At 61.7% G+C, this 23,177-nt stretch carries 19 protein-coding genes; 14 read left to right on the forward strand and 5 right to left on the reverse strand.

Annotated elements, in window-relative coordinates:
* Positions 1–49: 49 nt before the first annotated feature.
* The gene (locus CKW24_RS09245) at positions 50–2,488 is read left to right on the forward strand and encodes a penicillin-binding protein 1A (RefSeq protein ID WP_371917579.1); all 2,439 of its coding nucleotides are present in this window, start codon (positions 50–52) and stop codon (positions 2,486–2,488) included.
* Between the two features lie 202 nt (positions 2,489–2,690).
* Here the strand turns inward: CKW24_RS09245 and CKW24_RS09250 are convergent, their stop codons facing one another.
* Positions 2,691–3,959, reverse strand: a complete 1,269-nt coding sequence (locus CKW24_RS09250) for a malic enzyme-like NAD(P)-binding protein (protein ID WP_095167256.1) — start codon at positions 3,957–3,959, stop codon at positions 2,691–2,693.
* A gap of 332 nt (positions 3,960–4,291) precedes the next feature.
* Positions 4,292–4,510: a 50S ribosomal protein L31 gene (gene rpmE / locus CKW24_RS09255; RefSeq protein ID WP_095167258.1), complete on the reverse strand. Its 219-nt coding sequence runs from the start codon at positions 4,508–4,510 to the stop codon at positions 4,292–4,294.
* Positions 4,511–4,679: 169 nt separating this feature from the next.
* Here rpmE and CKW24_RS09260 point away from each other — a divergent pair, with 169 nt between their 5' ends.
* From CKW24_RS09260 to CKW24_RS09305, 10 genes are all read left to right on the forward strand, one after another.
* Complete coding sequence (locus CKW24_RS09260) at positions 4,680–6,899, forward strand: primosomal protein N' (RefSeq protein ID WP_095167260.1); 2,220 nt, start codon at positions 4,680–4,682, stop codon at positions 6,897–6,899.
* 158 nt (positions 6,900–7,057) lie between these two features.
* On the forward strand, positions 7,058–8,794 hold the full coding sequence (gene argS / locus CKW24_RS09265; protein WP_095167263.1) for an arginine--tRNA ligase: 1,737 nt from the start codon (positions 7,058–7,060) through the stop codon (positions 8,792–8,794).
* Between the two features lies 1 nt (position 8,795).
* The gene (locus CKW24_RS09270) at positions 8,796–9,494 is read left to right on the forward strand and encodes an SPOR domain-containing protein (protein ID WP_095167265.1); all 699 of its coding nucleotides are present in this window, start codon (positions 8,796–8,798) and stop codon (positions 9,492–9,494) included.
* 247 nt (positions 9,495–9,741) lie between these two features.
* Positions 9,742–10,272, forward strand: coding sequence for an ATP-dependent protease subunit HslV (gene hslV, locus CKW24_RS09275; protein ID WP_093425160.1), 531 nt, complete (start codon positions 9,742–9,744; stop codon positions 10,270–10,272).
* Positions 10,273–10,325: 53 nt separating this feature from the next.
* The gene (hslU, locus tag CKW24_RS09280; RefSeq protein WP_095167267.1) at positions 10,326–11,663 is read left to right on the forward strand and encodes an HslU--HslV peptidase ATPase subunit; all 1,338 of its coding nucleotides are present in this window, start codon (positions 10,326–10,328) and stop codon (positions 11,661–11,663) included.
* Between the two features lie 72 nt (positions 11,664–11,735).
* A complete protein-coding gene (locus CKW24_RS09285) occupies positions 11,736–12,113 on the forward strand; it encodes a gamma-butyrobetaine hydroxylase-like domain-containing protein (RefSeq protein ID WP_095167269.1) in 378 nt (125 codons plus the stop codon).
* Positions 12,114–12,372: 259 nt separating this feature from the next.
* On the forward strand, positions 12,373–14,052 hold the full coding sequence (gene phaC / locus CKW24_RS09290; RefSeq protein ID WP_095167271.1) for a class II poly(R)-hydroxyalkanoic acid synthase: 1,680 nt from the start codon (positions 12,373–12,375) through the stop codon (positions 14,050–14,052).
* A 155-nt stretch (positions 14,053–14,207) separates the two neighbouring features.
* On the forward strand, positions 14,208–15,065 hold the full coding sequence (gene phaZ / locus CKW24_RS09295) for a poly(3-hydroxyalkanoate) depolymerase (RefSeq protein WP_095167273.1): 858 nt from the start codon (positions 14,208–14,210) through the stop codon (positions 15,063–15,065).
* Between the two features lie 56 nt (positions 15,066–15,121).
* Complete coding sequence (gene phaC, locus CKW24_RS09300; protein ID WP_095167275.1) at positions 15,122–16,804, forward strand: class II poly(R)-hydroxyalkanoic acid synthase; 1,683 nt, start codon at positions 15,122–15,124, stop codon at positions 16,802–16,804.
* A 65-nt stretch (positions 16,805–16,869) separates the two neighbouring features.
* On the forward strand, positions 16,870–17,490 hold the full coding sequence (locus CKW24_RS09305) for a TetR/AcrR family transcriptional regulator (protein ID WP_095167277.1): 621 nt from the start codon (positions 16,870–16,872) through the stop codon (positions 17,488–17,490).
* Between the two features lie 75 nt (positions 17,491–17,565).
* Here the strand turns inward: CKW24_RS09305 and CKW24_RS09310 are convergent, their stop codons facing one another.
* The 3 genes from CKW24_RS09310 to CKW24_RS09320 form a co-directional block, all read right to left on the reverse strand.
* Positions 17,566–18,417, reverse strand: a complete 852-nt coding sequence (locus CKW24_RS09310; protein ID WP_095167279.1) for a phasin family protein — start codon at positions 18,415–18,417, stop codon at positions 17,566–17,568.
* A 10-nt stretch (positions 18,418–18,427) separates the two neighbouring features.
* The gene (locus CKW24_RS09315; RefSeq protein WP_095167281.1) at positions 18,428–18,850 is read right to left on the reverse strand and encodes a phasin family protein; all 423 of its coding nucleotides are present in this window, start codon (positions 18,848–18,850) and stop codon (positions 18,428–18,430) included.
* Positions 18,851–19,596: 746 nt separating this feature from the next.
* Complete coding sequence (locus tag CKW24_RS09320) at positions 19,597–19,872, reverse strand: polyhydroxyalkanoic acid system family protein (protein WP_095167283.1); 276 nt, start codon at positions 19,870–19,872, stop codon at positions 19,597–19,599.
* Positions 19,873–20,027: 155 nt separating this feature from the next.
* On the opposite strand from CKW24_RS09320, the gene ubiE reads away from it, so the two are divergent.
* Genes ubiE through ubiB form a run of 3 tightly spaced genes read left to right on the forward strand, consistent with a single transcriptional unit; the run spans position 20,028 to position 23,022 of the window.
* A complete protein-coding gene (gene ubiE / locus CKW24_RS09325) occupies positions 20,028–20,798 on the forward strand; it encodes a bifunctional demethylmenaquinone methyltransferase/2-methoxy-6-polyprenyl-1,4-benzoquinol methylase UbiE (protein WP_095167285.1) in 771 nt (256 codons plus the stop codon).
* Positions 20,798–21,421: an SCP2 domain-containing protein gene (locus CKW24_RS09330; RefSeq protein WP_095167287.1), complete on the forward strand. Its 624-nt coding sequence runs from the start codon at positions 20,798–20,800 to the stop codon at positions 21,419–21,421. Before ubiE ends, CKW24_RS09330 begins: the two co-directional genes overlap by 1 nt.
* Positions 21,418–23,022, forward strand: coding sequence for a ubiquinone biosynthesis regulatory protein kinase UbiB (gene ubiB / locus CKW24_RS09335; RefSeq protein ID WP_095167289.1), 1,605 nt, complete (start codon positions 21,418–21,420; stop codon positions 23,020–23,022). The genes CKW24_RS09330 and ubiB overlap by 4 nt, the downstream gene beginning before the upstream one ends.
* Positions 23,023–23,177: the final 155 nt, after the last annotated feature.

A 23,177-nucleotide genomic window follows, 5' to 3' on the forward strand; every position in this document is an offset into this window, starting at 1 on the left:
ATGCCCTGACGCCAAATTCATTCTTTGCCCTGGATATCCAAAAGCCTTGATTCGTCTGCTGAAATTTTTCGGGTGGTCCATCGTCGCTGTTTTCTGCGGACTGCTGCTGGGTCTGAGCGGGGCGTTTCTTTACCTTAGTCCCGGACTGCCGTCAGTGGAGGCACTGCGAAGTATCCAGTTGCAGATTCCATTGCGGGTCTACAGCAGCGACGGCAAACTGATCGCAGAATTCGGCGAGATGCGCCGCAATCCCATACGTTTCGCCGACATTCCACCCAATTTCATTAATGCGTTACTAAGTGCTGAAGACGACAACTTCGCCAATCACTACGGCGTCGACCCGAGCAGCCTGATGCGTGCCGCCACGCAGTTGGTAAAAAGCGGACACATCCAGTCCGGCGGCAGCACCATCACCATGCAGGTGGCGAAGAACTTCTTCCTGACCAGCGAACGCAGCTTCTCGCGCAAGACCACCGAGATCCTCCTGGCCCTGCAAATCGAGCGTCAGCTGACCAAGGACGAGATCCTCGAGCTCTACGTCAACAAGATCTACCTGGGTAACCGCGCCTACGGCATCGAGGCGGCGGCGCAGGTGTATTACGGCAAGTCGATCCGCGACGTCAGCCTGGCGCAGATGGCGATGATTGCCGGCCTGCCCAAGGCCCCTTCGCGCTTCAACCCGCTGGCCAACCCGGCGCGCAGCAAGGAACGTCGCGACTGGATCCTGGGGCGCATGTACAAGCTCGGCAAAATCGACGAGGCGGCGTACCAAGCTGCGGTCAATGAGCCGCTCAATGCCAGCTACCACGTGCCGACTCCGGAAGTGAACGCCCCCTACATCGCCGAAATGGCCCGCGCCGAAATGGTCGGACGCTACGGCAGCGACGCCTACACCGAAGGTTTCCGGGTCACCACGACCGTGCCGAGCAACCTTCAGGAAATGGCCAACACTGCCGTGCATGAAGGCCTCATCACCTACGACCAGCGTCACGGCTACCGCGGCCCCGAATCCCGCCTTCCAGGCAAGACGCCCGACGCCTGGGCCAGCGAGCTGACCAAGCAGCGCACCATCAGCAGCCTTGAGCCGGCCATCGTCACCGAGGTCGACAAGAATGGCTTGCAGGTGCTGACCCGCACCGGCGCAGAGCACGTGGCCTGGGACAGCATGAAATGGGCCCGGCCATTCCTCAACACCAACAGCATGGGGCCTAATCCGCGCCAACCGTCCGATGTGGCCCAGGTCGGCGACCTGATCCGCGTCCAGCGCCAGCCCGACAACAGCCTGCATTTCAAACAAATTCCGGTCGCCCAAGGCGCACTGGTGTCCCTGGACCCGCAAAACGGTGCGATCCGCGCCCTGGTCGGCGGCTTCGCTTTCGAGCAGAGCAACTACAACCGCGCCATGCAGGCCAAGCGCCAGCCAGGCTCGAGCTTCAAGCCATTCGTCTACAGTGCGGCGCTGGATAGCGGCTACACCGCAGCGACCCTGGTCAATGATGCGCCGATCGTGTTCGTCGACGAGTACCTGGACAAGGTCTGGCGCCCGAAGAACGACACCAACACCTTCCTCGGCCCGATCCGCATGCGCGAAGCTCTGTACAAGTCGCGCAACCTGGTCTCGATCCGCCTGCTGCAAGCGATGGGCGTCAGCAAGACCATCGATTACATCAGCCGCTTCGGCTTCAACAAGCAGGACCTGCCGCCGAACCTGTCGCTGGCCCTGGGCACCGCAACCCTGACGCCCATGGAGATCGCCACCGGCTGGAGCACGTTCGCCAACGGCGGCTACAAGATCACCCCGTACATCATCGACAAGATCGAAAGCCGTAATGGCGACACGCTGTTCGTCGCCAACCCGCCGAGCGTGCCCAAGGGCGATATCGCCAGCAACGGTATCGCCGCGCCGACCGCCGAGACCTTTACTGTCGACGCCACGCCAGGCGAAGCCCCGGCCGCACCAGCACTCGAGCAGGCACCGGCGATCGCGGAGCGTATCGTCGACCCGCGCACCACCTACATCCTCAACAGCATGCTGGAAGACGTGATCAAGCGCGGCACCGGCCGTCGCGCCCTGGCCCTGGGTCGTAGCGACCTCGCGGGCAAGACCGGCACCACCAACGAGTCCAAGGACGCCTGGTTCTCCGGTTACAACGCCGACTACGTGACCACTGTCTGGACCGGTTTCGACCAGCCGGAAAGTCTCGGCCGGCGCGAGTTCGGTGGCACCGTCGCGCTGCCGATCTGGATGAGCTACATGGGCGCCGCCCTCAAGGACAAGCCGCCACACACCCAGCCAGAGCCCGAGGGCATCCTCAGCCTGCGGGTAGACCCGGTCAGCGGTCGCGCCGCCTCCCCAGGCACGCCAGGCGCCTACTTCGAACTGTTCAAGGCCGAAGACACGCCTCCGACCGGCAGCGAGCTGGGCAACGGCAGCGCCCCGGGCAGCCCACTGCCGGCAGACGAAGTGGCGCCGATCGATTTGTTCTAGAGGTGCAGGTGCAAGCTGCGAGCTACGAGCTACGAGCTACGAGCTACGAGCTACGAGCTACGAGCTACAAGAGAAAAGCAGTGATGCGCCGCTCCTGACTTGCAGCTTGAAGCTTGAAGCTTGAAGCTTGAAGCTTGAAGCTTGAAGCTTACCCATAAAAAAACCCTGGCTCTTCAGCCAGGGTTTTTTATGGGACTGCTACTCAGCCGTTGAACACATCATCCACGCTCTTGAGCGGGTAGTTCTTCGGATACGGCAGGGTCGCTACGCCGGTCTCGATGGCGGCCTTGGCCACGGCATCGGAGATCACGGTGATCAGGCGGGCATCCATTGGTTTCGGGATGATGTACTCACGACCGAATTCCAGCTTGATGCCGCCGTAGGCGTCGCACACTTCCTGTGGCACAGGCAGCTTGGCCAGTTCACGCAGGGCGTTGGCAGCGGCTACTTTCATTTCTTCGTTGATGCGCTTGGCGCGAACGTCCAGGGCACCACGGAAGATGAACGGGAAGCCCAGTACGTTGTTGACCTGGTTCGGGTAGTCCGAACGACCAGTGGCCATGATCACGTCGTCACGGGTGGCGTGCGCCAGTTCCGGGGCGATCTCTGGATCAGGGTTGGAGCAGGCGAACACGATCGGGTTGGCCGCCATGGACTTCAGGCCTTCAGCGCTCAACAGGTTCGGGCCGGACAGGCCAACGAACACGTCTGCGCCTTGCAGGGCGTCAGCCAGGGTGCGCTTGTCGGTCGCGTGAGCGAAGACTGCCTTGTACTGGTTCAGGTCGTCACGGCCGGAGTGGATCACGCCGGTACGGTCGACCATGTAGATGTTTTCGATGTTGGCGCCCATGCTCACCAGCAATTTCATGCAGGAGATGGCCGCAGCGCCTGCACCCAGGCAAACGATCTTGGCATCGGCAAGGGTCTTGCCAGCGATTTCCAGGGCATTGATCATGCCGGCCGCGGTTACGATCGCGGTACCGTGCTGGTCATCGTGGAACACCGGAATATCGCACTGCTCGATCAGAGCACGTTCGATCTCAAAGCACTCAGGGGCCTTGATGTCTTCCAGGTTGATGCCACCGAAAGTGATGGAGATGCGCCTGACAGTGTCGATGAAGGCTTGCGGGCTCTCGGAGTCGACTTCGATGTCGAACACGTCGATACCAGCGAAACGCTTGAACAGTACACCCTTGCCTTCCATGACTGGCTTGGAAGCCAATGGACCGAGGTTACCCAGGCCGAGAATCGCGGTGCCATCGGAAATCACTGCAACCAGGTTGCCTTTACCGGTGTACTTGTAGGCCAGTTCAGGATCGCGGGCGATTTCGCGAACTGGTTCGGCTACGCCGGGGCTGTAGGCCAGCGACAGGTCGCGAGCGGTAGCGGTGGCCTTGGTGAGCTCGACACTCAGCTTCCCTGGACGAGGATGGGCATGATATTCGAGAGCGGCAGTTTTCAGATCAGACATGGGGGCATTCCGCTTTTTACTGTTGGACAGACTGGTCAGCGAGGATACGCGCCTGGCAAAGTCCCCACAAGACTGACCAGTCACCCCTGTCAAGCGCCCTGCCCTACGACTTTGGGCCAAGAGCCACGGAACACAAGGGCTCAACTGTTCACAATCGCCATAAAAAATGTCTACAATTATTTATCCAACCCTCCCCGCAAGTGACTGGGCAGCACCACAACAGGCTCTCTTCAGGCCCCGCGACAAATCCCGGGCATAAAAAAAGGCGTCCACCAGGGACGCCTTTTTCATCAATCTGCAAAAGCCGCAATGGCCTTCCAGGCTGATTGGCCTTAGGCCTTTTTCGCGCCGAAAGCACCGAAGCGATCTGCGAAGCGCTGTACACGGCCGCCAGTATCCAGAGTCTTCTGCTTACCGGTGTAGAACGGGTGGCACTCGTTGCATACGTCGATCGCCAGAGGCTTGGCCAGGTTCGAACGAGTTTCGAACTTGTTGCCACAGCTGCAGGTAACTGCGGTGATTTCGTATGTTGGATGGATATCGGCTTTCATGGTGATTCCTCAGGCTAGCGTGCCGCCACTCAACACCATTGTTGAATACCGCACGTAATTAGGCCGCGGATTCTACCAGACCTTCCAAATCACGCAAGCTGTCCCTGATGCCGACCGTCTGCTAGGCTCCGGCCCTTCTTCACCGCCCGCCCTATAGAGAATCCCCCGCGTGCCCGACGCCATCCTGCGCCTCGCCCTGCCTTCGCCCTTGCGCCGCCTGTTCGATTACCGCGCCCCGGCGGGCGTGCTGCGGGCGCAGTTGCACCCTGGGATGCGCCTGCGGGTACCGTTCGGCCGGCGCGAGATGATCGGCATCCTGGTGGAGGTCACCGACCACAGCGAAGTCCCGGCAGAAAAGCTCAAGCCGGCCCTCGCGCTGCTGGATGCCACGCCACCGCTGCCGGCGTCATTGTTCAAGCTGTGCCTGTGGACCTCCCAGTACTACCAGCACAGCCTCGGCGACACCCTGAGCTGGGCCTTGCCGGTCCTGCTGCGCCAGGGCGAACTGGCCGAGGCGCGCCAGGAGCGCTTCTGGTCGATCAGCCCCGGGGCCAGGCTCGACGACCCGCGCATCGCTCGCGCCCCGCGCCAGCGCGAAGCCCTGGCGACCCTGGCCCAGCATCCCCACGGCGTGGCCCATCAGTTGTTGAGCAAGCTGATGCTGAGCAAGGACAGCCTCGACCTGCTGCTGGCCAAGGAACTGGTGCAGGTGGAGATCCGCAAGCACGCCCCCGGCGAGCGTCACGAACACTGGCTGGCCCAGCCGGAACTGCCTTTGAATCCGGAGCAGCGCGCCGCCTACGAAGCCGTCAGCGCTGGCCTGGACAGTTTCCATGCCTTTCTCCTGGCCGGCGTGACGGGCAGCGGCAAGACCGAAGTGTATTTGCAACTGATCCGCAAAACCCTGGAGGCCGGTAAACAGGCGCTGGTCCTGATCCCGGAGATCAACCTCGGACCGCAGACCCTGGCGCGCTTCGAGCAGCGTTTTAATGCGCGAATCGCCCTGGTGCACTCGGCAGTCAACGACCGCGAGCGCCTGGAGGCCTGGCTGGCCGCCCGCGACGGCGATGCCGACATTATTATCGGCACTCGCTCGGCATTGTTCACGCCCATGAAGAACCCTGGCCTGATCATCATCGATGAAGAGCACGACGGCTCCTATAAACAGCAGGAAGGCTTGCGCTACCACGCCCGCGACCTGGCACTGGTGCGAGCCCGCCAGGAAAACATTCCGATCGTCCTTGGCTCCGCGACGCCGTCCCTGGAAAGCCTGCACAACGCCTACACCGGTCGTTACGGCCTGCTGCGCCTGAACGAGCGTGCCGGCGGCGCAAAACAGCCGCGCTTCCTGCGCCTGGATGTGAAAAGCCGTCCGCTGGACAGCGGCATTTCCGGGCCGATGCAACAAGCCATTGGCCAGACCCTCGCCGCCGGCCAGCAAGTGTTGGTGTTTCTCAATCGCCGCGGCTTTGCCCCAACCCTGCTGTGCCACGATTGTGGCTGGATGTCCGAATGCCAGCGCTGCGATGCACGGATGACCGTGCACCAACGCTCCGGCGAGCTGCGCTGCCACCATTGTGGTTATGTCGAACGCGTCCCGCGGCATTGCCCCAAGTGCGGCAAAGTCGACTTGCGCCCAGTGGGTGCCGGCACCGAACGCGCCGAGGAACGCCTGGGCATCCTATTCCCCGACTTTCCGGTGCTGCGGGTCGACCGCGACAGTACGTCGCGCAAGGACGCGATGAACCAACTGTTCGCCACCATCCAGAAAGGCCAGCCGTGCATTCTGGTCGGCACCCAGATGCTCGCCAAGGGACACCACTTTCCCCGCGTCACCCTGGTGTCGATTCTCGATGCCGACGGCGGCCTGTTTTCCGGTGACTTCCGCGCCAGCGAGCGCATGGCCCAGTTGATTGTCCAGGTTGCCGGACGCGCCGGGCGGGCCGAAGAACCGGGCAAGGTGATCATCCAGACCCACCTGGCGGACCATCCGTTGCTGGTGCAACTGACCGAGCAGGGCTACTTCGCCTTTGCCGAACAGGCCCTGAGCGAACGCCGCGCCGCGGGGCTGCCGCCTTTTGCCCACCTGGCATTGCTGCGCGCCGAAGCGCACAAGCCCGGGCAGGCCGAAGGTTTCCTCGACGAGGCCTGCAGCGAGGCGGAGCGGTTGCTGGCCGAGCAGAACCTCGGCGGCATCGAGCTGCTGGGCCCGGTGCCCGCACCGATGGAACGCCGCGCCGGACGCTATCGCGCGCAACTGCTGCTGCAAGCCACGGCCCGAGCGCCCCTGCATCGACTGTTAAGCAGCTGGCTACTGGTGCTGGAGCAGATGCCCAGCGCACGCGCGGTGCGCTGGTCGCTGGATGTCGACCCCGTCGATTTGTATTGACCGCCTACAAGTCGTCTGCCCGCCATGGCAGCCGATTTGTCACCACATATCCGTAACCGGCCTGCTAAGGTTGGCAAGCCCGACTTCGCAACGGATAATGTCCAGTTTTTCCACCTGCGCATTGACGCGCCGCCGCTTTGCGGTTGAAAGAGAAGACCATGAAAGACACCATTCGCCAGTTGATCCAGCAAGCCCTCACCCAACTCGTTACCGACGGTGTGTTGCCTGAAGGCCTGACGCCGGCGATTCAGGTGGAGAACTCCCGTGACAAGACCCACGGTGACTTCGCCAGCAACATCGCCATGATGCTGGCCAAGCCGGCCGGCATGAAACCCCGCGACCTGGCGGAAAAAATCATTGCCGCCCTGCCGGCCGACGAAAACGTCAGCAAGACAGAAATCGCCGGCCCGGGGTTCCTCAATTTCTTCCAGAACACCCAGGCCCTGGCATCGCGCCTGGATGCGGCCCTGGCCGACGCCAAAGTCGGCGTGCGCAAGGCCGGTCCCGTGCAGCGCACCGTGGTTGACCTGTCGGCCCCGAACCTGGCCAAAGAGATGCACGTTGGCCACTTGCGCTCGACCATCATCGGCGACGGCGTGGCCCGCGTGCTGGAGTTCCTCGGCGACACCGTGATCCGCCAGAACCACGTGGGCGACTGGGGCACTCAGTTCGGCATGCTGATGGCCTACCTGCAGGAAAACCCGATCACCAGCGACGAGCTGTCGGACCTGGAGAACTTCTACCGCGCCGCCAAGCAACGTTTCGACGAATCCGCAGAGTTCGCCGACCGCGCCCGTGGCCTGGTGGTCAAGCTGCAAGCCGGCGACCCGGAATGCCTGGCCCTGTGGACCAAGTTCAAGGACATCTCGCTGTCGCACTGCCAGAAAATCTACGAACAACTGAACGTCAAGCTGACCATGGCCGACGTCATGGGCGAAAGCGCCTACAACGACGACTTGATCAATGTGGTCAACGACCTCAAGGCCAAAGGCATGCTGGTCGAGAGCAACGGCGCCCAGTGCGTGTTCCTCGACGAATTCAAGAATGCCGACGGCGACCCGCTGCCGGTGATTATCGTCAAGGCCGATGGCGGCTACCTGTACGCCACCACTGACCTGGCCGCCGTGCGCTACCGCAGCGGCGTGCTCAAGGCCGACCGCGCCCTGTACTTCGTCGACCAGCGCCAGGCCCTGCACTTCCAGCAAGTATTCGCCGTGGCACGCATGGCCGGCTTCGTGACCCATCCAATGGAAATGGAACACATGGGCTTCGGCACCATGAACGGCGCTGATGGCCGTCCGTTCAAGACCCGTGATGGCGGCACCGTGAAGCTGATCGACCTGCTCAACGAAGCCAAGGAGCGCGCCTACACCCTGGTCAAGGAAAAGAACCCGGAGCTGGCCGAGGCCGACCTGCGCAACATCGCCAAGGTGGTGGGCATCGGTGCGGTGAAATACGCCGACCTGTCCAAGCACCGCACCAGCGACTACAGCTTCAACTTCGACCTGATGCTCAATTTCGAAGGCAATACCGCGCCTTACCTGCTGTACGCCTACACCCGCGTGGCTGGCGTGTTCCGCAAACTGGGCAAGGATTTCAGCGAAGTCCAAGGGCAGATCGTCCTCGAGGCCGCGCACGAACACGAACTGGCAGCCAAGCTGGCGCAGTTCGGTGAAGTGCTGAACAACGTCGCCGAGAAAGGCACGCCGCACATCCTTTGCACTTACCTGTACGACGTTGCCGGGCTGTTCTCCAGCTTCTACGAGAACTGCCCGATCCTCAGCGCCGAAACCCCGGCACAGATGCAGAGCCGCTTGCGCCTCGCCGCGCTGACCGGTCGCACCCTCAAGCAAGGCCTGGAACTCTTGGGCCTGGAAACACTGGAGCGTATGTAAGTTGGCTGCCAAGAAAAAACCTGCACCCAAGCGTGGCGCCAGCCGTTACCAAGCTCCTGCAAAACAGCCGATTCCGGGTTGGCTATGGATGGCCATCGGCCTGACCGTGGGCGCCTTCATCGTGTTCCTGATGAAGCTGGAGCCGGGCAAGGGCGATGACGTCAAGCGGGTCAAGCAGGAAGAACAGAAAGCCACGCGCATGGCCGAGGCCAACAAGACCCCGCCGAGCCCACAGCAACCGGTGAAGCCCAAGTACGACTTCTACACCCTGCTGCCGGAATCGGAAGTGATTGTGCCGCCGGACGCCGTGCCTGAAAAAACCCTGCCAACACCGCAGACCGCGCCCGTGGCACCGGTTACGCCGGCAGAAGCGGCGAAGATCGACACCGCGCGCGCCCAGGCAGCCTTGAGCGGCCTGACCCCACCGCCTGCGCCTCCGGTGGCCAAGGCGGCCCCGGTGACCAAGTTCTTCCTGCAGGCCGGCTCGTTCCGCAAGGAAGCCGACGCCGACCGGGTCCGTGCACAGATCATCCTGCTCGGCCAGGCGGTTTCGGTCGAGTCCGGCACGGTCAAGGACGAAACCTGGTACCGCGTGCTGGTCGGCCCGTTCAGCAACCGCGAACAATTGACCACCGCCCAGAAACAATTGGCGGGCAGCGGTTTCAGCAATCTGTTGTTACAACAACGCCAGAGCCGCTGACAGCACGATCAACCCCCCTCCTGTGGGAGCAAGTCGGACGGCGCTCCGCCTGCTCGCGAAGGCCTACATTCAGTCAACATTGATGGCGACTGATACAACGCTTTCGCGAGCAGGCTCGCTCCCACCAGGATGACCTGCGACCCACCACCACTCGTCCCCTCTACCGCCGCGCAGTTGAAAAACGCCACAGCACCCCCATATGAGTTGGCATAAGGCATTTTCGCCCCGCTGCGTGGAGACTCTTCCCTTGACCACCATCGTTTCAGTTCGCCGCCACGGCAAAGTCGTCATGGGCGGCGACGGCCAGGTTTCCCTGGGCAACACCGTGATGAAAGGCAACGCGAAAAAAGTTCGTCGCCTGTACCACGGCCAGGTTATCGCCGGTTTCGCTGGCGCCACCGCCGACGCCTTTACCCTCTTCGAACGTTTTGAAGGCCAACTGGAAAAACATCAGGGCCACCTGGTCCGTGCCGCGGTCGAGCTCGCCAAAGAATGGCGTACCGACCGCTCCCTGAGCCGCCTCGAAGCAATGCTCGCGGTCGCCAACAAAGACGCCTCGCTGATTATCACCGGCAATGGCGATGTGGTTGAACCCGAGAACGGCCTGATCGCCATGGGTTCCGGCGGTGGTTACGCCCAGGCGGCAGCCAGCGCCCTGCTGAAAAAAACCGACCTGTCGGCCCGGGAAATCGTCGAAACCGCCCTCGGCATCGCCGGCGACATCTGTGTCTTCACCAACCACACCCAGACCATTGAGGAGCAGGACTGCGCCGAGTAAGCGTGCGTGGCTGCGCGCCACCGCTCACTCTTGCCTGAGGTCCGCCAATTATTATGTCCATGACTCCCCGTGAAATCGTCCACGAACTCAATCGCCATATCATCGGCCAGGACGACGCCAAGCGCGCCGTCGCCATCGCCCTGCGCAACCGCTGGCGCCGGATGCAACTGCCCGAAGAACTGCGCGTCGAAGTCACCCCCAAGAACATCCTGATGATCGGCCCGACCGGTGTCGGCAAAACCGAAATCGCCCGGCGCCTGGCCAAGCTCGCCAACGCACCGTTCATCAAGGTCGAAGCCACCAAGTTCACCGAAGTCGGCTACGTTGGCCGCGACGTCGAGTCGATCATTCGTGACCTGGCCGATGCCGCTATCAAGCTGCTGCGCGAACAGGAAATGATCAAGGTTCGTCACCGCGCCGAAGACGCCGCCGAAGAGCGCATCCTCGATGCCCTGTTGCCACCGGCACGCACCGGCTTCAACAACGAAGAAGCCCCGGCCCAGGACTCCAACACCCGCCAACTGTTCCGCAAGCGCCTGCGCGAAGGCCAGCTGGATGACAAGGAGATCGAAATCGAAGTCGCCGAAGCCGCGGGCGTCGATATCTCCGCGCCACCGGGCATGGAAGAAATGACCAACCAGCTGCAGAGCCTGTTCGCCAACATGGGCAAGGGCAAGCGCAAGAACCGCAAGCTCAAGGTCAAGGAAGCGCTCAAGCTGGTCCGCGACGAAGAAGCCGGCCGCCTGGTCAATGACGAGGAACTCAAGGCCAAGGCCCTGGAAGCGGTCGAGCAGCACGGCATCGTGTTCATCGACGAAATCGACAAGGTCGCCAAGCGCGGCAATTCCGGTGGCGTCGACGTCTCCCGCGAAGGTGTACAGCGCGACCTGCTGCCGCTGATCGAAGGCTGCACAGTCAACACCAAGCTGGGCATGGTCAAGACCGACCACATCCTGTTTATCGCCTCCGGTGCATTCCACCTGAGCAAGCCGAGCGACCTGGTGCCTGAACTGCAAGGCCGCCTGCCGATCCGCGTTGAACTCAAGGCCCTGTCGCCGGAAGACTTCGAGCGTATCCTCAGCGAGCCGCACGCATCCCTGACCGAGCAGTATTGCGCCCTGCTGAAAACCGAAGGCCTGGCCATCGAGTTCCAGCCGGACGGCATCAAGCGCCTGGCCGAGATCGCCTGGCAGGTCAACGAGAAGACCGAGAACATCGGTGCCCGTCGCCTGCACACCCTGCTCGAGCGCCTGCTCGAAGAGGTTTCGTTCAGTGCCGGCGACCTGGCCAGCGCCCACAGCGACCAGCCGATCCGCATCGACGCCGACTACGTCAACAGCCACCTGGGCGAATTGGCGCAAAACGAAGACCTGTCCCGCTATATTCTGTAAGCCACAAGCTACAAGCTACAAGCTGATCGAGTTAAGCTTGCAGCTTGTAGCTTGCCGCCCAAGGTCCTTCCCATGCTTCAGCTTCCCACCGATATCAAGCTGCACAAAGCCTCGAAAACCCTGTCGCTCAAATATCCCTCCGGCGAGGAATATCAACTGAGCGCCGAGTTCCTTCGGGTGCACTCCCCCTCCGCCGAGGTCCAGGGCCATGGCAAACCCATCCTGCAATTTGGCAAGATCGGCGTAGGACTGAGCAAGGTCGAACCGGCCGGCCAGTACGCACTGAAACTGACCTTCGACGACGGCCACGACAGCGGCCTCTTCACCTGGGATTACCTCTACCAGTTGGCACAGCGCCAGGACGCCCTCTGGGAAGATTATCTTGGTGAACTCAAAGCCGCCGGAAAGTCCCGCGATCCGAGTGAGTCCGTAGTCAAGCTGATGCTCTAGACCGGGGCTTACGCTCATTAGAAGGCATTTTCTAATTTCATCTGCTTGAATGCTCCCGCCCAGGACCCTCCATTGGCCCGCTTGCGAAAAAAATTAAACTCGGGTAACCAATGGAGCTGGCAAGTTCTGTGCAGCGCTCCCTGATGTAAAAAATCAGCGATGTGCAATTAACGGTCACCCGAGCAGTAGTACCTGGCATTGGCTGTGTGACTACACAGCAGGACTCAGGTACTCGTCTCAGGACAATGGAGCGTCGTAGATGAGTAACAAGAATAACGATGACCTGAAACGCCAAGCCTCGGAAAACACCTTGGGGCTCAATCCTGTCATCGGCTTGCGTCGCAAAGATCTGCTTACCTCTGCCCGCATGGTGCTGACCCAGGCCATCAAACAACCCATTCACAGCGTCAAGCACGTGGCCCATTTCGGCCTCGAGCTGAAGAACGTGATGTTCGGCAAATCCGAGTTGCAACCCGAAGGCGATGACCGTCGCTTCAACGATCCGGCCTGGAGCCAGAACCCGCTCTACAAACGTTACCTGCAAACTTACCTGGCCTGGCGCAAGGAGCTCCACGACTGGATCGGCGACAGCAACCTGTCGGAGCAGGACATCAACCGCGGGCACTTCGTCATCAACCTGATGACCGAAGCCATGGCCCCGACCAACAGCGCGGCCAACCCCGCTGCCGTCAAACGCTTCTTCGAGACCGGCGGCAAGAGCCTGCTCGACGGCCTCTCCCACCTGGCCAAGGACCTGGTACACAACGGTGGCATGCCGAGCCAGGTCAACATGGGCGCCTTCGAAGTCGGCAAGAGCCTGGGCACCACCGAAGGTGCGGTGATTTTTCGCAACGACGTGCTGGAGCTGATCCAGTACCGGCCCATCACCGAACAGGTTCACGAGCGCCCCCTGCTGGTGGTACCGCCGCAGATCAACAAATTCTACGTATTCGACCTGAGCCCGGAAAAAAGCCTGGCGCGCTTCTGCCTGCGCAACAACCTGCAGACCTTCATCGTCAGTTGGCGTAACCCGACCAAGGCGCAACGCGAGTGGGGCCTGTCGACCTACATCGAGGCGCTCAAGGAAGCGGTCGACGTGGTCACCGCGATCACCGGCAGCAAAGACATCAACATGCTGGGCGCCTGCTCCGGCGGCATCACCTGCACCGCCCTGCTCGGCCACTACGCGGCGATCGGCGAGAAGAAGGTCAACTCCCTGACCCTGCTGGTCAGCGTCCTGGACACCACCCTGGACTCCCAGGTGGCGCTGTTCGTCGACGAGCAGACCCTGGAGTCCGCCAAGCGCCACTCCTACCAGGCCGGGGTGCTTGAGGGTCGGGACATGGCGAAGGTCTTCGCCTGGATGCGCCCCAACGACCTGATCTGGAACTACTGGGTCAACAACTACCTGCTGGGCAACGAACCGCCGATATTCGACATCCTGTTCTGGAACAACGACACCACCCGCCTGCCGGCCGCGTTCCACGGCGACCTGATCGAAATGTTCAAAAGCAACCCACTAATCCGCCCCAATGCACTGGAAGTGTGCGGCACGCCCATCGACCTCAAGCAGGTCACGGCCGATGTCTATTCCCTGGCCGGCACCAACGACCACATCACCCCGTGGAAGTCCTGCTACAAGTCGGCCCAGCTGTTTGGTGGCAAGGTCGAATTCGTGCTGTCCAGCAGCGGCCATATCCAGAGCATCCTGAACCCGCCGGGCAACCCGAAATCGCGCTACATGACCAGCACCGAGACGGCATCGAACGCTGATCAGTGGCAAGAAAACTCGACCAAGCACACCGACTCCTGGTGGCTGCACTGGCAGGCCTGGCAGGCCGAGCGCGCCGGCAAGCTGAAAAAAGCCCCGGGCGCACTCGGCAACAAGACCTTTACCGCGGGTGAAGCAGCACCAGGGACCTACGTACACGAACGATAACTGACACACCTCGCCCCCTTGTAGGAGCGGGCTTGCCCGCGATGACGGCAGCAGCTTCAGCCAATGCGCTGACTGATCCTCCGCTATCGCGGGCAAGCCCGCTCCTACAAGGTGCCGAGGATGAATTTGAGAACGTGACCCACAGGGCTTGAAGCATGCCGCAACCGTTCATCTTTCGTACCGTCGACCTGGATGGCCAGACCCTCCGAACTGCGGTACGCCCCGGCAAGCCTCACTTGACGCCCTTGCTGATTTTCAACGGCATCGGCGCCAACCTGGAGCTGGTGTTTCCGTTCGTCCAGGCGCTGGACCCGGACCTGGAAGTGATTGCCTTCGACGTGCCCGGTGTCGGCGGTTCATCGACGCCGCGCCGGCCGTATCGCTTTCCCGGGCTGGCCAAGCTGACCGCACGGATGCTCGATTACCTCGACTACGGCCAAGTCAACGTGATCGGCGTGTCCTGGGGCGGCGCCCTGGCGCAGCAGTTCGCCCATGACTACCCCGAGCGCTGCAAGAAGCTGGTATTGGCGGCCACGGCGGCCGGCGCGGTGATGGTGCCGGGCAAGCCGAAAGTGCTGTGGATGATGGCCAGCCCACGGCGTTATATCCAACCATCCCACGTGATTCGCATTGCGCCGATGATCTACGGTGGCTCATTTCGCCGTGACCCTAACCTCGCCGCCGACCACGCCAGCAAAGTCCGCTCCGCCGGCAAGCTGGGCTACTACTGGCAGCTCTTCGCGGGGCTGGGCTGGACCAGCATCCACTGGCTGCACAAGATCCACCAGCCGACCCTGGTGCTGGCCGGTGACGACGACCCGCTGATCCCACTGGTCAATATGCGCCTGCTCGCCTGGCGTATTCCCAACGCCCAGCTACACATAATCGACGACGGTCATTTATTCCTGATCACCCGGGCCGAGGCCGTCGCCCCGATCATCATGAAGTTCCTCCAGGAAGAACGGCAGCGGGCGGTGATGCACCCGCACCCGGCACCCTATGGCGGCACCTGAGGTGCGCTGGCGGGAATGAGGGACTTGTTCACGGCTTGACGAAGGAGTGTTGACTCATGCGAGACAAACCAGCGCCGGGCACCTTGCCCACAGCCGCTGCATTCATCAATGCCCAGAGTGCGATCACCGGTCTGCGCGGCCGGGACCTGCTCTCGACCTTGCGCAACGTCGCCGCCCACGGCTTGCGCCACCCGGTACACAGTGCCCGGCACGCCCTGGCACTGGGTGGCCAACTGGGCCGCGTGTTGCTGGGTGAGACCCTGCACCAACCCAACGCCGCCGACACTCGTTTTGCCGACCCCAGCTGGACCCTCAATCCGTTTTACCGACGCAGCCTGCAGGCCTACCTGAGCTGGCAGAAACAGGTCAAACGCTGGATCGACGAAAGCGGCATGCCCGATGACGATCGCGCCCGCGCGCACTTTGCCTTCACCTTGCTCAACGATGCGGTATCGCCCTCCAACACCCTGCTCAACCCGCTGGCGATCAAGGAGCTGTTCAACTCCGGCGGCCACAGCCTGGTCCGCGGCCTGAGCCATCTGTTCGATGACCTGATGCACAACAACGGGCTGCCCAGCCAGATCACCAAGCACGCCTTCGAGGTCGGCAAGACCGTTGCCACCACCACCGGCGCGGTGGTGTTTCGCAATGAACTGCTGGAGCTGATGCAATACAAGCCCATGAGCGAAAAGCAGTACGCCAAGCCGTTGCTGGTGGTTCCGCCGCAGATCAACAAGTACTACATCTTTGACTTGAGCCCCAGCAACAGCTTCGTCCAGTTCGCCCTGAAAAACGGCCTGCAGGTGTACATGATCAGTTGGCGCAACCCGGATGTGCGCCACCGCGAATGGGGCCTGTCCAGCTACGTCGAGGCCGTGGAAGAAGCCATGAACGTGTGCCGGGCCATCACCGGCAGCCGCGAAGTCAACCTGATGGGCGCCTGCGCCGGCGGCCTGACCATCGCTGCGCTGCAGGGCCACCTGCAAGCCAAGCGGCAACTGCGGCGCATCTCCAGCGCCACTTACCTGGTCAGCCTGCTCGACAGCCAGTTGGACAGCCCCGCCACTCTGTTCGCCGACGAGCAGACCCTGGAAGCGGCCAAGCGACGCTCCTACCAGCAAGGTGTGCTCGAAGGCCGCGACATGGCCAAGGTGTTTGCCTGGATGCGCCCCAACGACCTGATCTGGAACTACTGGGTCAACAACTACCTGCTGGGCAAGGAGCCGCCCGCGTTCGACATCCTCTACTGGAACAACGACAACACGCGCCTGCCGGCCGCCTTTCACGGCGACCTGCTGGACTTCTTCAAACACAACCCGCTGACCCATCCGGGCGGCCTCGAAGTGTGCGGTACGCCGATCGACCTGCAGAAGGTCAACGTCGACAGCTTCAGCGTGGCCGGGATCAACGATCACATCACGCCCTGGGATGCGGTGTACCGCTCCACGCTCCTACTTGGCGGCAACCGCCGCTTCGTGTTGTCCAACAGCGGTCACGTGCAGAGCATCCTCAACCCGCCGGGCAACCCCAAGGCCAACTACGTCGAAAGTGAAAAGCTGACCAGCGACCCTCGGGCCTGGTACTACGACGCCAGCCATGTCGACGGCAGTTGGTGGACCCAATGGCTTGCCTGGATCCAGGAGCGCTCCGGCGCCCAACGGGAAACCCTGATGGCCCTGGGCAATCAGCACTACCCACCCATGGAGGCGGCGCCCGGTACCTACGTACGGGTGCGCTGATTTTTCTCGACGCCACGGCCGGGAACAGGCCGTGGCAATCAAGGCTCGACAACTAAGAAGACTGGATGAAAACCCGCGACCGGATTCTCGAATGTGCCCTGTTGTTGTTCAACCAGAAGGGCGAACCCAACGTCTCGACCATGGAAGTTGCCAACGAAATGGGGATCAGCCCCGGCAACCTCTACTACCACTTCCACGGCAAGGAGCCGTTGATCCTGGGGTTGTTCGAACGTTTCCAGAGTGAACTGACGCCGCTGCTCGATCCGCCGTCGGACGCCCGGCTGGCGCCGGAAGACTACTGGCTGTTCCTGCACCTGATCATCGAGCGCCTGGCGCACTACCGCTTTCTGTTCCAGGACCTGTCGAACCTGGCCGGACGCCTGCCGAAACTGGCCAAGGGCATCCGCAACCTGCTCAATGCCATCAAGCGCACCCTGGCCTCGCTGCTCGCCCGGCTCAAGGCCGAAGGCCAACTGGTCAGCGACACCCAGGCCCTGGGCCAACTGGTCGAACAGATCACCATGACCCTACTGTTCTCCCTGGACTACCAGCGAATTCTCGACCGTGAAGGTGAAGTGCGGGTGGTGGTCTACCAGATCATGATGCTGGTCGCCCCCCACCTGCTGCCGCCGGCCAAGCTCGCCACCGAGCGCCTGGCGCTGCAATACCTCGAAGGCCAGGCGTAAGGGCTGGATGCCGATTCGCGCAAACAAAAACGCCCGACCTTCGCAGGCCGGGCGTTTTTGTCTGTCCCGGGAATATCAGGACTGACTGGTTGGCGCCGAAGGTGCTGGCGTAGCAGTCGGGGTCGCAGCAGGTGCTGGCGCGGCGGCGGAGTTCGCCGGGCTGACCGCAGCAGCCGCAGTGGCCGGCTTGGCAGCGACCGCTGGGGCTTTCGGTGCGGCAGCTTTGGGGGCTGCAGGCTTCTTGGCTACCGGCTTTTTCGCGGCTGCGGGTTTGGCGGCAGGTTTCGCTGCTGCAGCTTTCACCGCAGGTTTGGCGGCGGGCTTGGCAGCGGCTTTGGCGGCAACCGGTTTGGCGGCGGGCTTGGCCGCGGCAGGCTTGGCAGCTGCGGTTTTCGCGGCGGGCTTGGCGGCTGGCTTGGCAGCCGGTTTAGCTGCAGCCTTGGCCAATGGCTTGGCTGCAGTCTTGGCGGCTGCCGGTTTGGCCGCTGCGGTTTTGGCCGCTACGGGGGCAACCTTGGCGCCGGTGAGTTTTTCGATTTGCTTGGTCAGGGTATCGACCTTGCTGTGCAGGGCTTTCACTTCGTTGCGGCTCGGCACGCCGAGGCGCGAAATGGCACTGTTCAGGCGCTTGTCGAAAGCCCCTTCCAGTTCGTCCCATTTGCCCAGCGCGCGATCCTTGACCCCACTGATGCGCGACTTGGCCGAAGAAGCGGAGTCCTTGGCGGCGTCGACTTTTTTACCGACAGCGCTCTTGGTGAGCTTCTCGGCTTTCTCGCCATCCTTGACCAGTGTATCGAAGAGCTTGCTACCGTCAGTGTCGATCTTCGAGTACACGCCTAAACCAGCAAGCCAGATTTTGCGGGAGTAGTCTTCGACCTTCCCGATCCACGAGCTGCCTTCTTTTTCAGTATTCTTTTTACCAGCCATCCCGTTCTCCTTAATGTTTACGCGCGACACGTTCGAGCAATGCCGTTAGCTCATCGAGCTTAGCAGAGAGTGTCTCAACGTCATGTTTAGACGCAATGCCGACACGATTCAAGGCACTGGCGACACGCGTATCAAAAGCCTTCTCGACTTTATCAAGCTGCACTTCAACGCGGTCCTTGAGACTGACTACATCACCCTTGACGTTATCAATCTGAGTGTTGGCCGCTTCAAGTTGTTCCGTAACAACTTTTTTGCCTTTCTTTTCAACAGATTGACCAGCCTTGATCAACTCTTGAACGTATTCGCTGCCCTCTTGACCGACCTTGGCGTAGGCACCCAGGCCTGCCAGCCAGATCTTGCGGGCATAGGATTTCACTTCGTTCACCGGGGCAGGTTGAACGTCAGTTTTTTTCTTCAAAGTAACTTTGGCCATGGTGCACCTCACGCGCAGAAGGTTTGAGGAACTGCCCGCAAAAGAGTCGGGCTCAGGCACAAGGTAGGTAGAAAAATTAGAAACGGCACCCTAAGAACCGACACAAACCGATGGATACACCAGATTTTGCATACACCCACAATCTTTGTGGGAGCGGGCTTGCCCGCGATGGCGGTGGGTCAGGCACTATCGATGTTGAATGGACCGGCCTCATCGCGGGCAAGCCCGCTCCCACAGTGCGCCTTGGGTGCTCGCTGATTTTGCATACACCCACAATCTTTGTGGGAGCGGGCTTGCCCGCGATGACGGTGGATCAAGCACTATCGATGTTGAATGGAACGGCCTCATCGCGGGCAAGCCCGCTCCCACAGTGCGCCTTGGGTGCTCGCTGATTTTGCATACACCCACAATCTTTGTGGGAGCGGGCTTGCCCGCGATGGCGGCGTGTCAGGCACTATCGATGTTGAATGGACCGGCCTCATCGCAGGCAAGCCCGCTCCCACAGTGCGCCTTGGGTGCTCGCTGATTTTGCATACACCCACAATCTTTGTGGGAGCGGGCTTGCCCGCGATGGCGGTGGGTCAGGCACTATCGATGTTGAATGGACCGGCCTCATCGCGGGCAAGCCCGCTCCCACAGTGCGCCTTGGGTGCTCACTGATTTTGCATACACCCACAATCTTTGTGGGAGCGGGCTTGCCCGCGATGGCGGCGTGTCAGGCCGCATCGATGCTGGATACTTCACAATCAGACCAGGGCTTTATCCAGGGCTTTTTCGATTTCCGCCTTGATGGTCCCGCTCATCGCCGACATCAGCAGGCCGAGCTCGACATCGACCCGGATCGAATCCTCACCCACATGCACTGCGCCCTTGACCCCCGAGCGCTTGAGATTGAGGGTATCGCCCGCCCATTTGGGCTCCAGGCCATACTGTGCAGCCAGCTTCTCGGCCAGTTTATCGGCCTTCTCGCGCGCCGCTTCCTTGCCCAGGCCGTGGGCACGTTCAACACTAATACGGGCCATTGATTGACTCCTGATTGATCGGGACTTGCTCAAGACATCTTGACCCCGACTGCGTCAAAAGGTCCCGGCGGTTGCCTATCTTACATTCAGCCTTGCCAAGACAAAGCAGGCCCTGGGGATTAGAATGTCGCGCATTCTCTTTTGGTGACGGCGATATGACTGATCAGCGCAAAGGCAGCGATGCCGAACCCACCACACACTTCGGCTTTAAAAACGTTCCGCAAAGCCAGAAAGCGGAAAAAGTCGCTGAGGTGTTCCACTCGGTAGCGGCCAAGTACGACCTGATGAACGACGTGCTGTCCGGCGGCATGCACCGCCTGTGGAAGCGCTTCACCATTGAGCTGTCGGGTGTGCGCGCAGGCAATCGGGTCCTGGACATCGCCGGCGGTACCGGTGACCTGGCTGCCAAGTTCTCCCATCTGGTCGGCCCGACCGGCCAGGTAGTGCTGGCCGACATCAACGAATCCATGCTCAAGGTCGGTCGTGACCGCCTGTTGGACAAAGGCGTGGCCGGCAACATCGAGTTCGTCCAGGCCGACGCGGAAAAGCTGCCGTTCCCAGACAACCACTTCGATTGCGTGACCATCGCCTTCGGCCTGCGCAACGTCACCCACAAGGAAGACGCCCTGCGCTCGATGCTGCGTGTACTCAAGCCTGGCGGCCGCCTGCTGGTGCTGGAGTTCTCCAAGCCGACCAACGCCCTGATGTCCAAGGTCTACGACGCCTACTCGTTCGCCTTCATGCCGATGGTCGGCAAACTGATCCTCAATGATCCGGAAAGCTATCGCTACCTGGCCGAGTCGATCCGCATGCACCCGAACCAGGAAACCCTGAAGTCGATGATGGTCGAGGCCGGTTTCGACCGCGTGACCTACCACAACATGACCTCAGGCATCGTTGCCCTGCACCGCGGCATCAAGCCCTGATGTTGCTCGCCGGCCTGCTCGCCAGCGTCGAACTCGGCCTGAACCGGGTCCTGCGGCTCGACAGCACGGCGCTGCCGCGCCTGGCCCATTTGAACGGCAAGGTCATTGCCGTCGAGTGCCGCAGCCCGGCGTTGCAGCTGTTCATCCTGCCCAGCGATGAGGGCCTGATGCTGGCGGCCCACTGGGCAGCCGAAGCCGATTGCACCCTGCGCGCACCGGCGGCCAGCTTGCTCAAGCTGGCCATCAGCAAGGACAAGACCGCAGTGCTGCACAGCCCGCAAGTAGAGCTGGACGGTGACAGCGGCGTGCTGCTGGAGCTGGCTGGCGTGCTGCAGGACCTGGAGCTGGACTGGGAGTACGAACTCGCACGCTGGCTGGGCCCAGTCGCCACGCAACTGCTCGGCGGCCACCTGCGCAGCCGCGCGCGCTGGTATCAACAAGGCTTCACCAGCCTGAACCAGAACCTGGCCGAATACCTCGCCGAAGAGTCGCGTACCCTGGTCGGGCAACGCGAAGCCGAAGCGCGGTTCAGTGAGCTGGACCAGATCAAACTCGATCTGGAACGTCTTGAGGCGCGCTTGGAGCGTCTTTCCCGATCCCTCGACTCAAGCGATAACGCATGAAGCTGCTCGCCGTCCGCCGTCTGTTGCGCATCCAGCGCGTCGTGATCCGCTACCGCCTCGATGACCTGCTGTTCGCCCTGCCGTTGCCCTGGTTCCTCCTGGCGCTGCGTTATGCCCTGCCGTGGCGCTGGTTCCCGCGCAAGACCCTGGAACTGAGCCGGGGCGCGCGCCTGCGTTTGGCCCTGCAGGACCTGGGGCCGATCTTCATCAAGTTCGGGCAGATCCTCTCCACTCGCCGCGACCTGCTGCCCGAAGACATCGCCGATGAGCTGATGCTGCTGCAGGACCGAGTACCACCCTTCGACTCGCAACTGGCCGTCAAGCTGATCGAAGAGCAACTGGGGAAAAAGATCAGCGAGGTGTTCAGCCGCTTCGACATCGAGCCCCTGGCCTCGGCCTCGGTAGCCCAGGTGCATGCCGCGCAGCTGAAAAGCGGCGAAGAGGTGGTGGTCAAGGTCATTCGCCCAGGCCTCAAACCGATCATCGCGCAAGACCTGGCGTGGCTGTTCATCCTCGCCCGCACCGCGGAAAAACTCTCCGCCGATGCGCGCCTGCTGCACCCGGTGGACGTGGTCCAGGACTACGAAAAAACCATCTACGACGAACTCGACCTGCTGCGTGAAGCGGCCAACGCCAGCCAACTCAAGCGTAACTTCGACGGCTCGCCCCTGCTGTACGTGCCCCAGGTCTACTGGGACTGGTGCCGGCCAAAAGTACTGGTGATGGAGCGCATCTACGGGGTCCAGGTCACCGACCTGGCAACCCTGGCCGACCAGCGCACCGATATGAAGATGCTCGCCGAACGCGGCGTGGAGATCTTCTTCACCCAGGTGTTCCGTGACAGCTTCTTCCATGCCGACATGCACCCGGGCAACATCTTCGTCAGCACGGTCAACCCGTGGAGCCCGCAGTACATTGCCATCGATTGCGGCATTGTCGGCAGCCTGACCCCGGAAGACCAGGACTACCTGGCGCGCAACCTGTTCGCCTTCTTCAAGCGCGATTACCGACGTGTCGCCCAATTGCACATCGACTCGGGCTGGGTACCGGCGGAAACCAAACTCAACGAATTCGAAGCGGCGATCCGCACGGTATGCGAACCGATCTTCGAAAAACCGTTAAAAGATATTTCCTTCGGCCAGGTGCTGATGCGCCTGTTCCAGACGGCTCGGCGCTTCAATATGGAAGTCCAGCCGCAGTTGGTCCTGCTGCAAAAGACCCTGCTCAACATCGAAGGCCTGGGCCGCCAGCTGTACCCGGACCTGGACCTGTGGAACACCGCCCAGCCGTTCCTCGAACGCTGGATGCGCGAACGCGTCAGCCCGAAAACCCTGCTGGGCAACCTGCACAACCAGGTCGAGCAGCTGCCGCACCTGGCCAACATGACCCGCGACCTGCTCGAACGCATGACCCAACCCCACGCCGCCAACCCGCCCGTGGCCTGGCATCGGCGCTCGGACGACTGGTTCCTGCGCCTGCTCGGTGCCGCCCACCTGGCCGGCGGTGCGATCCTGCTGGCCGGTGGTCCGCTGAACGAACTGGGCCACTGGCCGGGCGCAATTATGCTCGCGGTGGGTTTGTATCTGGTCGTTCGCCGATAGCCAGCCGGGTTGTCGGCTGGCACACTGAGCCAGAACAGCTGCAAGCTGCAAGCTGCAAGCTGCAAGCTGCAAGCTGCAAGCAAATTCGTGGTGTACACATGACGCAAGCACAAGGCACAGGCTTTTACTTGCAGCTTGAAGCTCAAAGCTTGTAG

The sequence above is a fragment of the Pseudomonas sp. Irchel 3H3 genome (genome assembly GCF_900187635.1).
Lineage (GTDB): Bacteria > Pseudomonadota > Gammaproteobacteria > Pseudomonadales > Pseudomonadaceae > Aquipseudomonas.

What these genes read in the sequence shown, in the direction of transcription:
- CKW24_RS09250 (WP_095167256.1), bottom strand. Translation starts at nt 3,959, where the DNA reads ATGTCTGATCTGAAAACTGCCGCTCTCGAATATCATGCCCATCCTCGT.
- rpmE (WP_095167258.1), bottom strand. Translation starts at nt 4,510, where the DNA reads ATGAAAGCCGATATCCATCCAACATACGAAATCACCGCAGTTACCTGC.
- argS (WP_095167263.1), top strand. Translation starts at nt 7,058, where the DNA reads ATGAAAGACACCATTCGCCAGTTGATCCAGCAAGCCCTCACCCAACTC.
- hslU (WP_095167267.1), top strand. Translation starts at nt 10,326, where the DNA reads ATGTCCATGACTCCCCGTGAAATCGTCCACGAACTCAATCGCCATATC.
- CKW24_RS09285 (WP_095167269.1), top strand. Translation starts at nt 11,736, where the DNA reads ATGCTTCAGCTTCCCACCGATATCAAGCTGCACAAAGCCTCGAAAACC.
- phaC (WP_095167271.1), top strand. Translation starts at nt 12,373, where the DNA reads ATGAGTAACAAGAATAACGATGACCTGAAACGCCAAGCCTCGGAAAAC.
- phaZ (WP_095167273.1), top strand. Translation starts at nt 14,208, where the DNA reads ATGCCGCAACCGTTCATCTTTCGTACCGTCGACCTGGATGGCCAGACC.
- phaC (WP_095167275.1), top strand. Translation starts at nt 15,122, where the DNA reads ATGCGAGACAAACCAGCGCCGGGCACCTTGCCCACAGCCGCTGCATTC.
- CKW24_RS09305 (WP_095167277.1), top strand. Translation starts at nt 16,870, where the DNA reads ATGAAAACCCGCGACCGGATTCTCGAATGTGCCCTGTTGTTGTTCAAC.
- CKW24_RS09310 (WP_095167279.1), bottom strand. Translation starts at nt 18,417, where the DNA reads ATGGCTGGTAAAAAGAATACTGAAAAAGAAGGCAGCTCGTGGATCGGG.
- CKW24_RS09315 (WP_095167281.1), bottom strand. Translation starts at nt 18,850, where the DNA reads ATGGCCAAAGTTACTTTGAAGAAAAAAACTGACGTTCAACCTGCCCCG.
- CKW24_RS09320 (WP_095167283.1), bottom strand. Translation starts at nt 19,872, where the DNA reads ATGGCCCGTATTAGTGTTGAACGTGCCCACGGCCTGGGCAAGGAAGCG.
- ubiE (WP_095167285.1), top strand. Translation starts at nt 20,028, where the DNA reads ATGACTGATCAGCGCAAAGGCAGCGATGCCGAACCCACCACACACTTC.
- CKW24_RS09330 (WP_095167287.1), top strand. Translation starts at nt 20,798, where the DNA reads ATGTTGCTCGCCGGCCTGCTCGCCAGCGTCGAACTCGGCCTGAACCGG.
- ubiB (WP_095167289.1), top strand. Translation starts at nt 21,418, where the DNA reads ATGAAGCTGCTCGCCGTCCGCCGTCTGTTGCGCATCCAGCGCGTCGTG.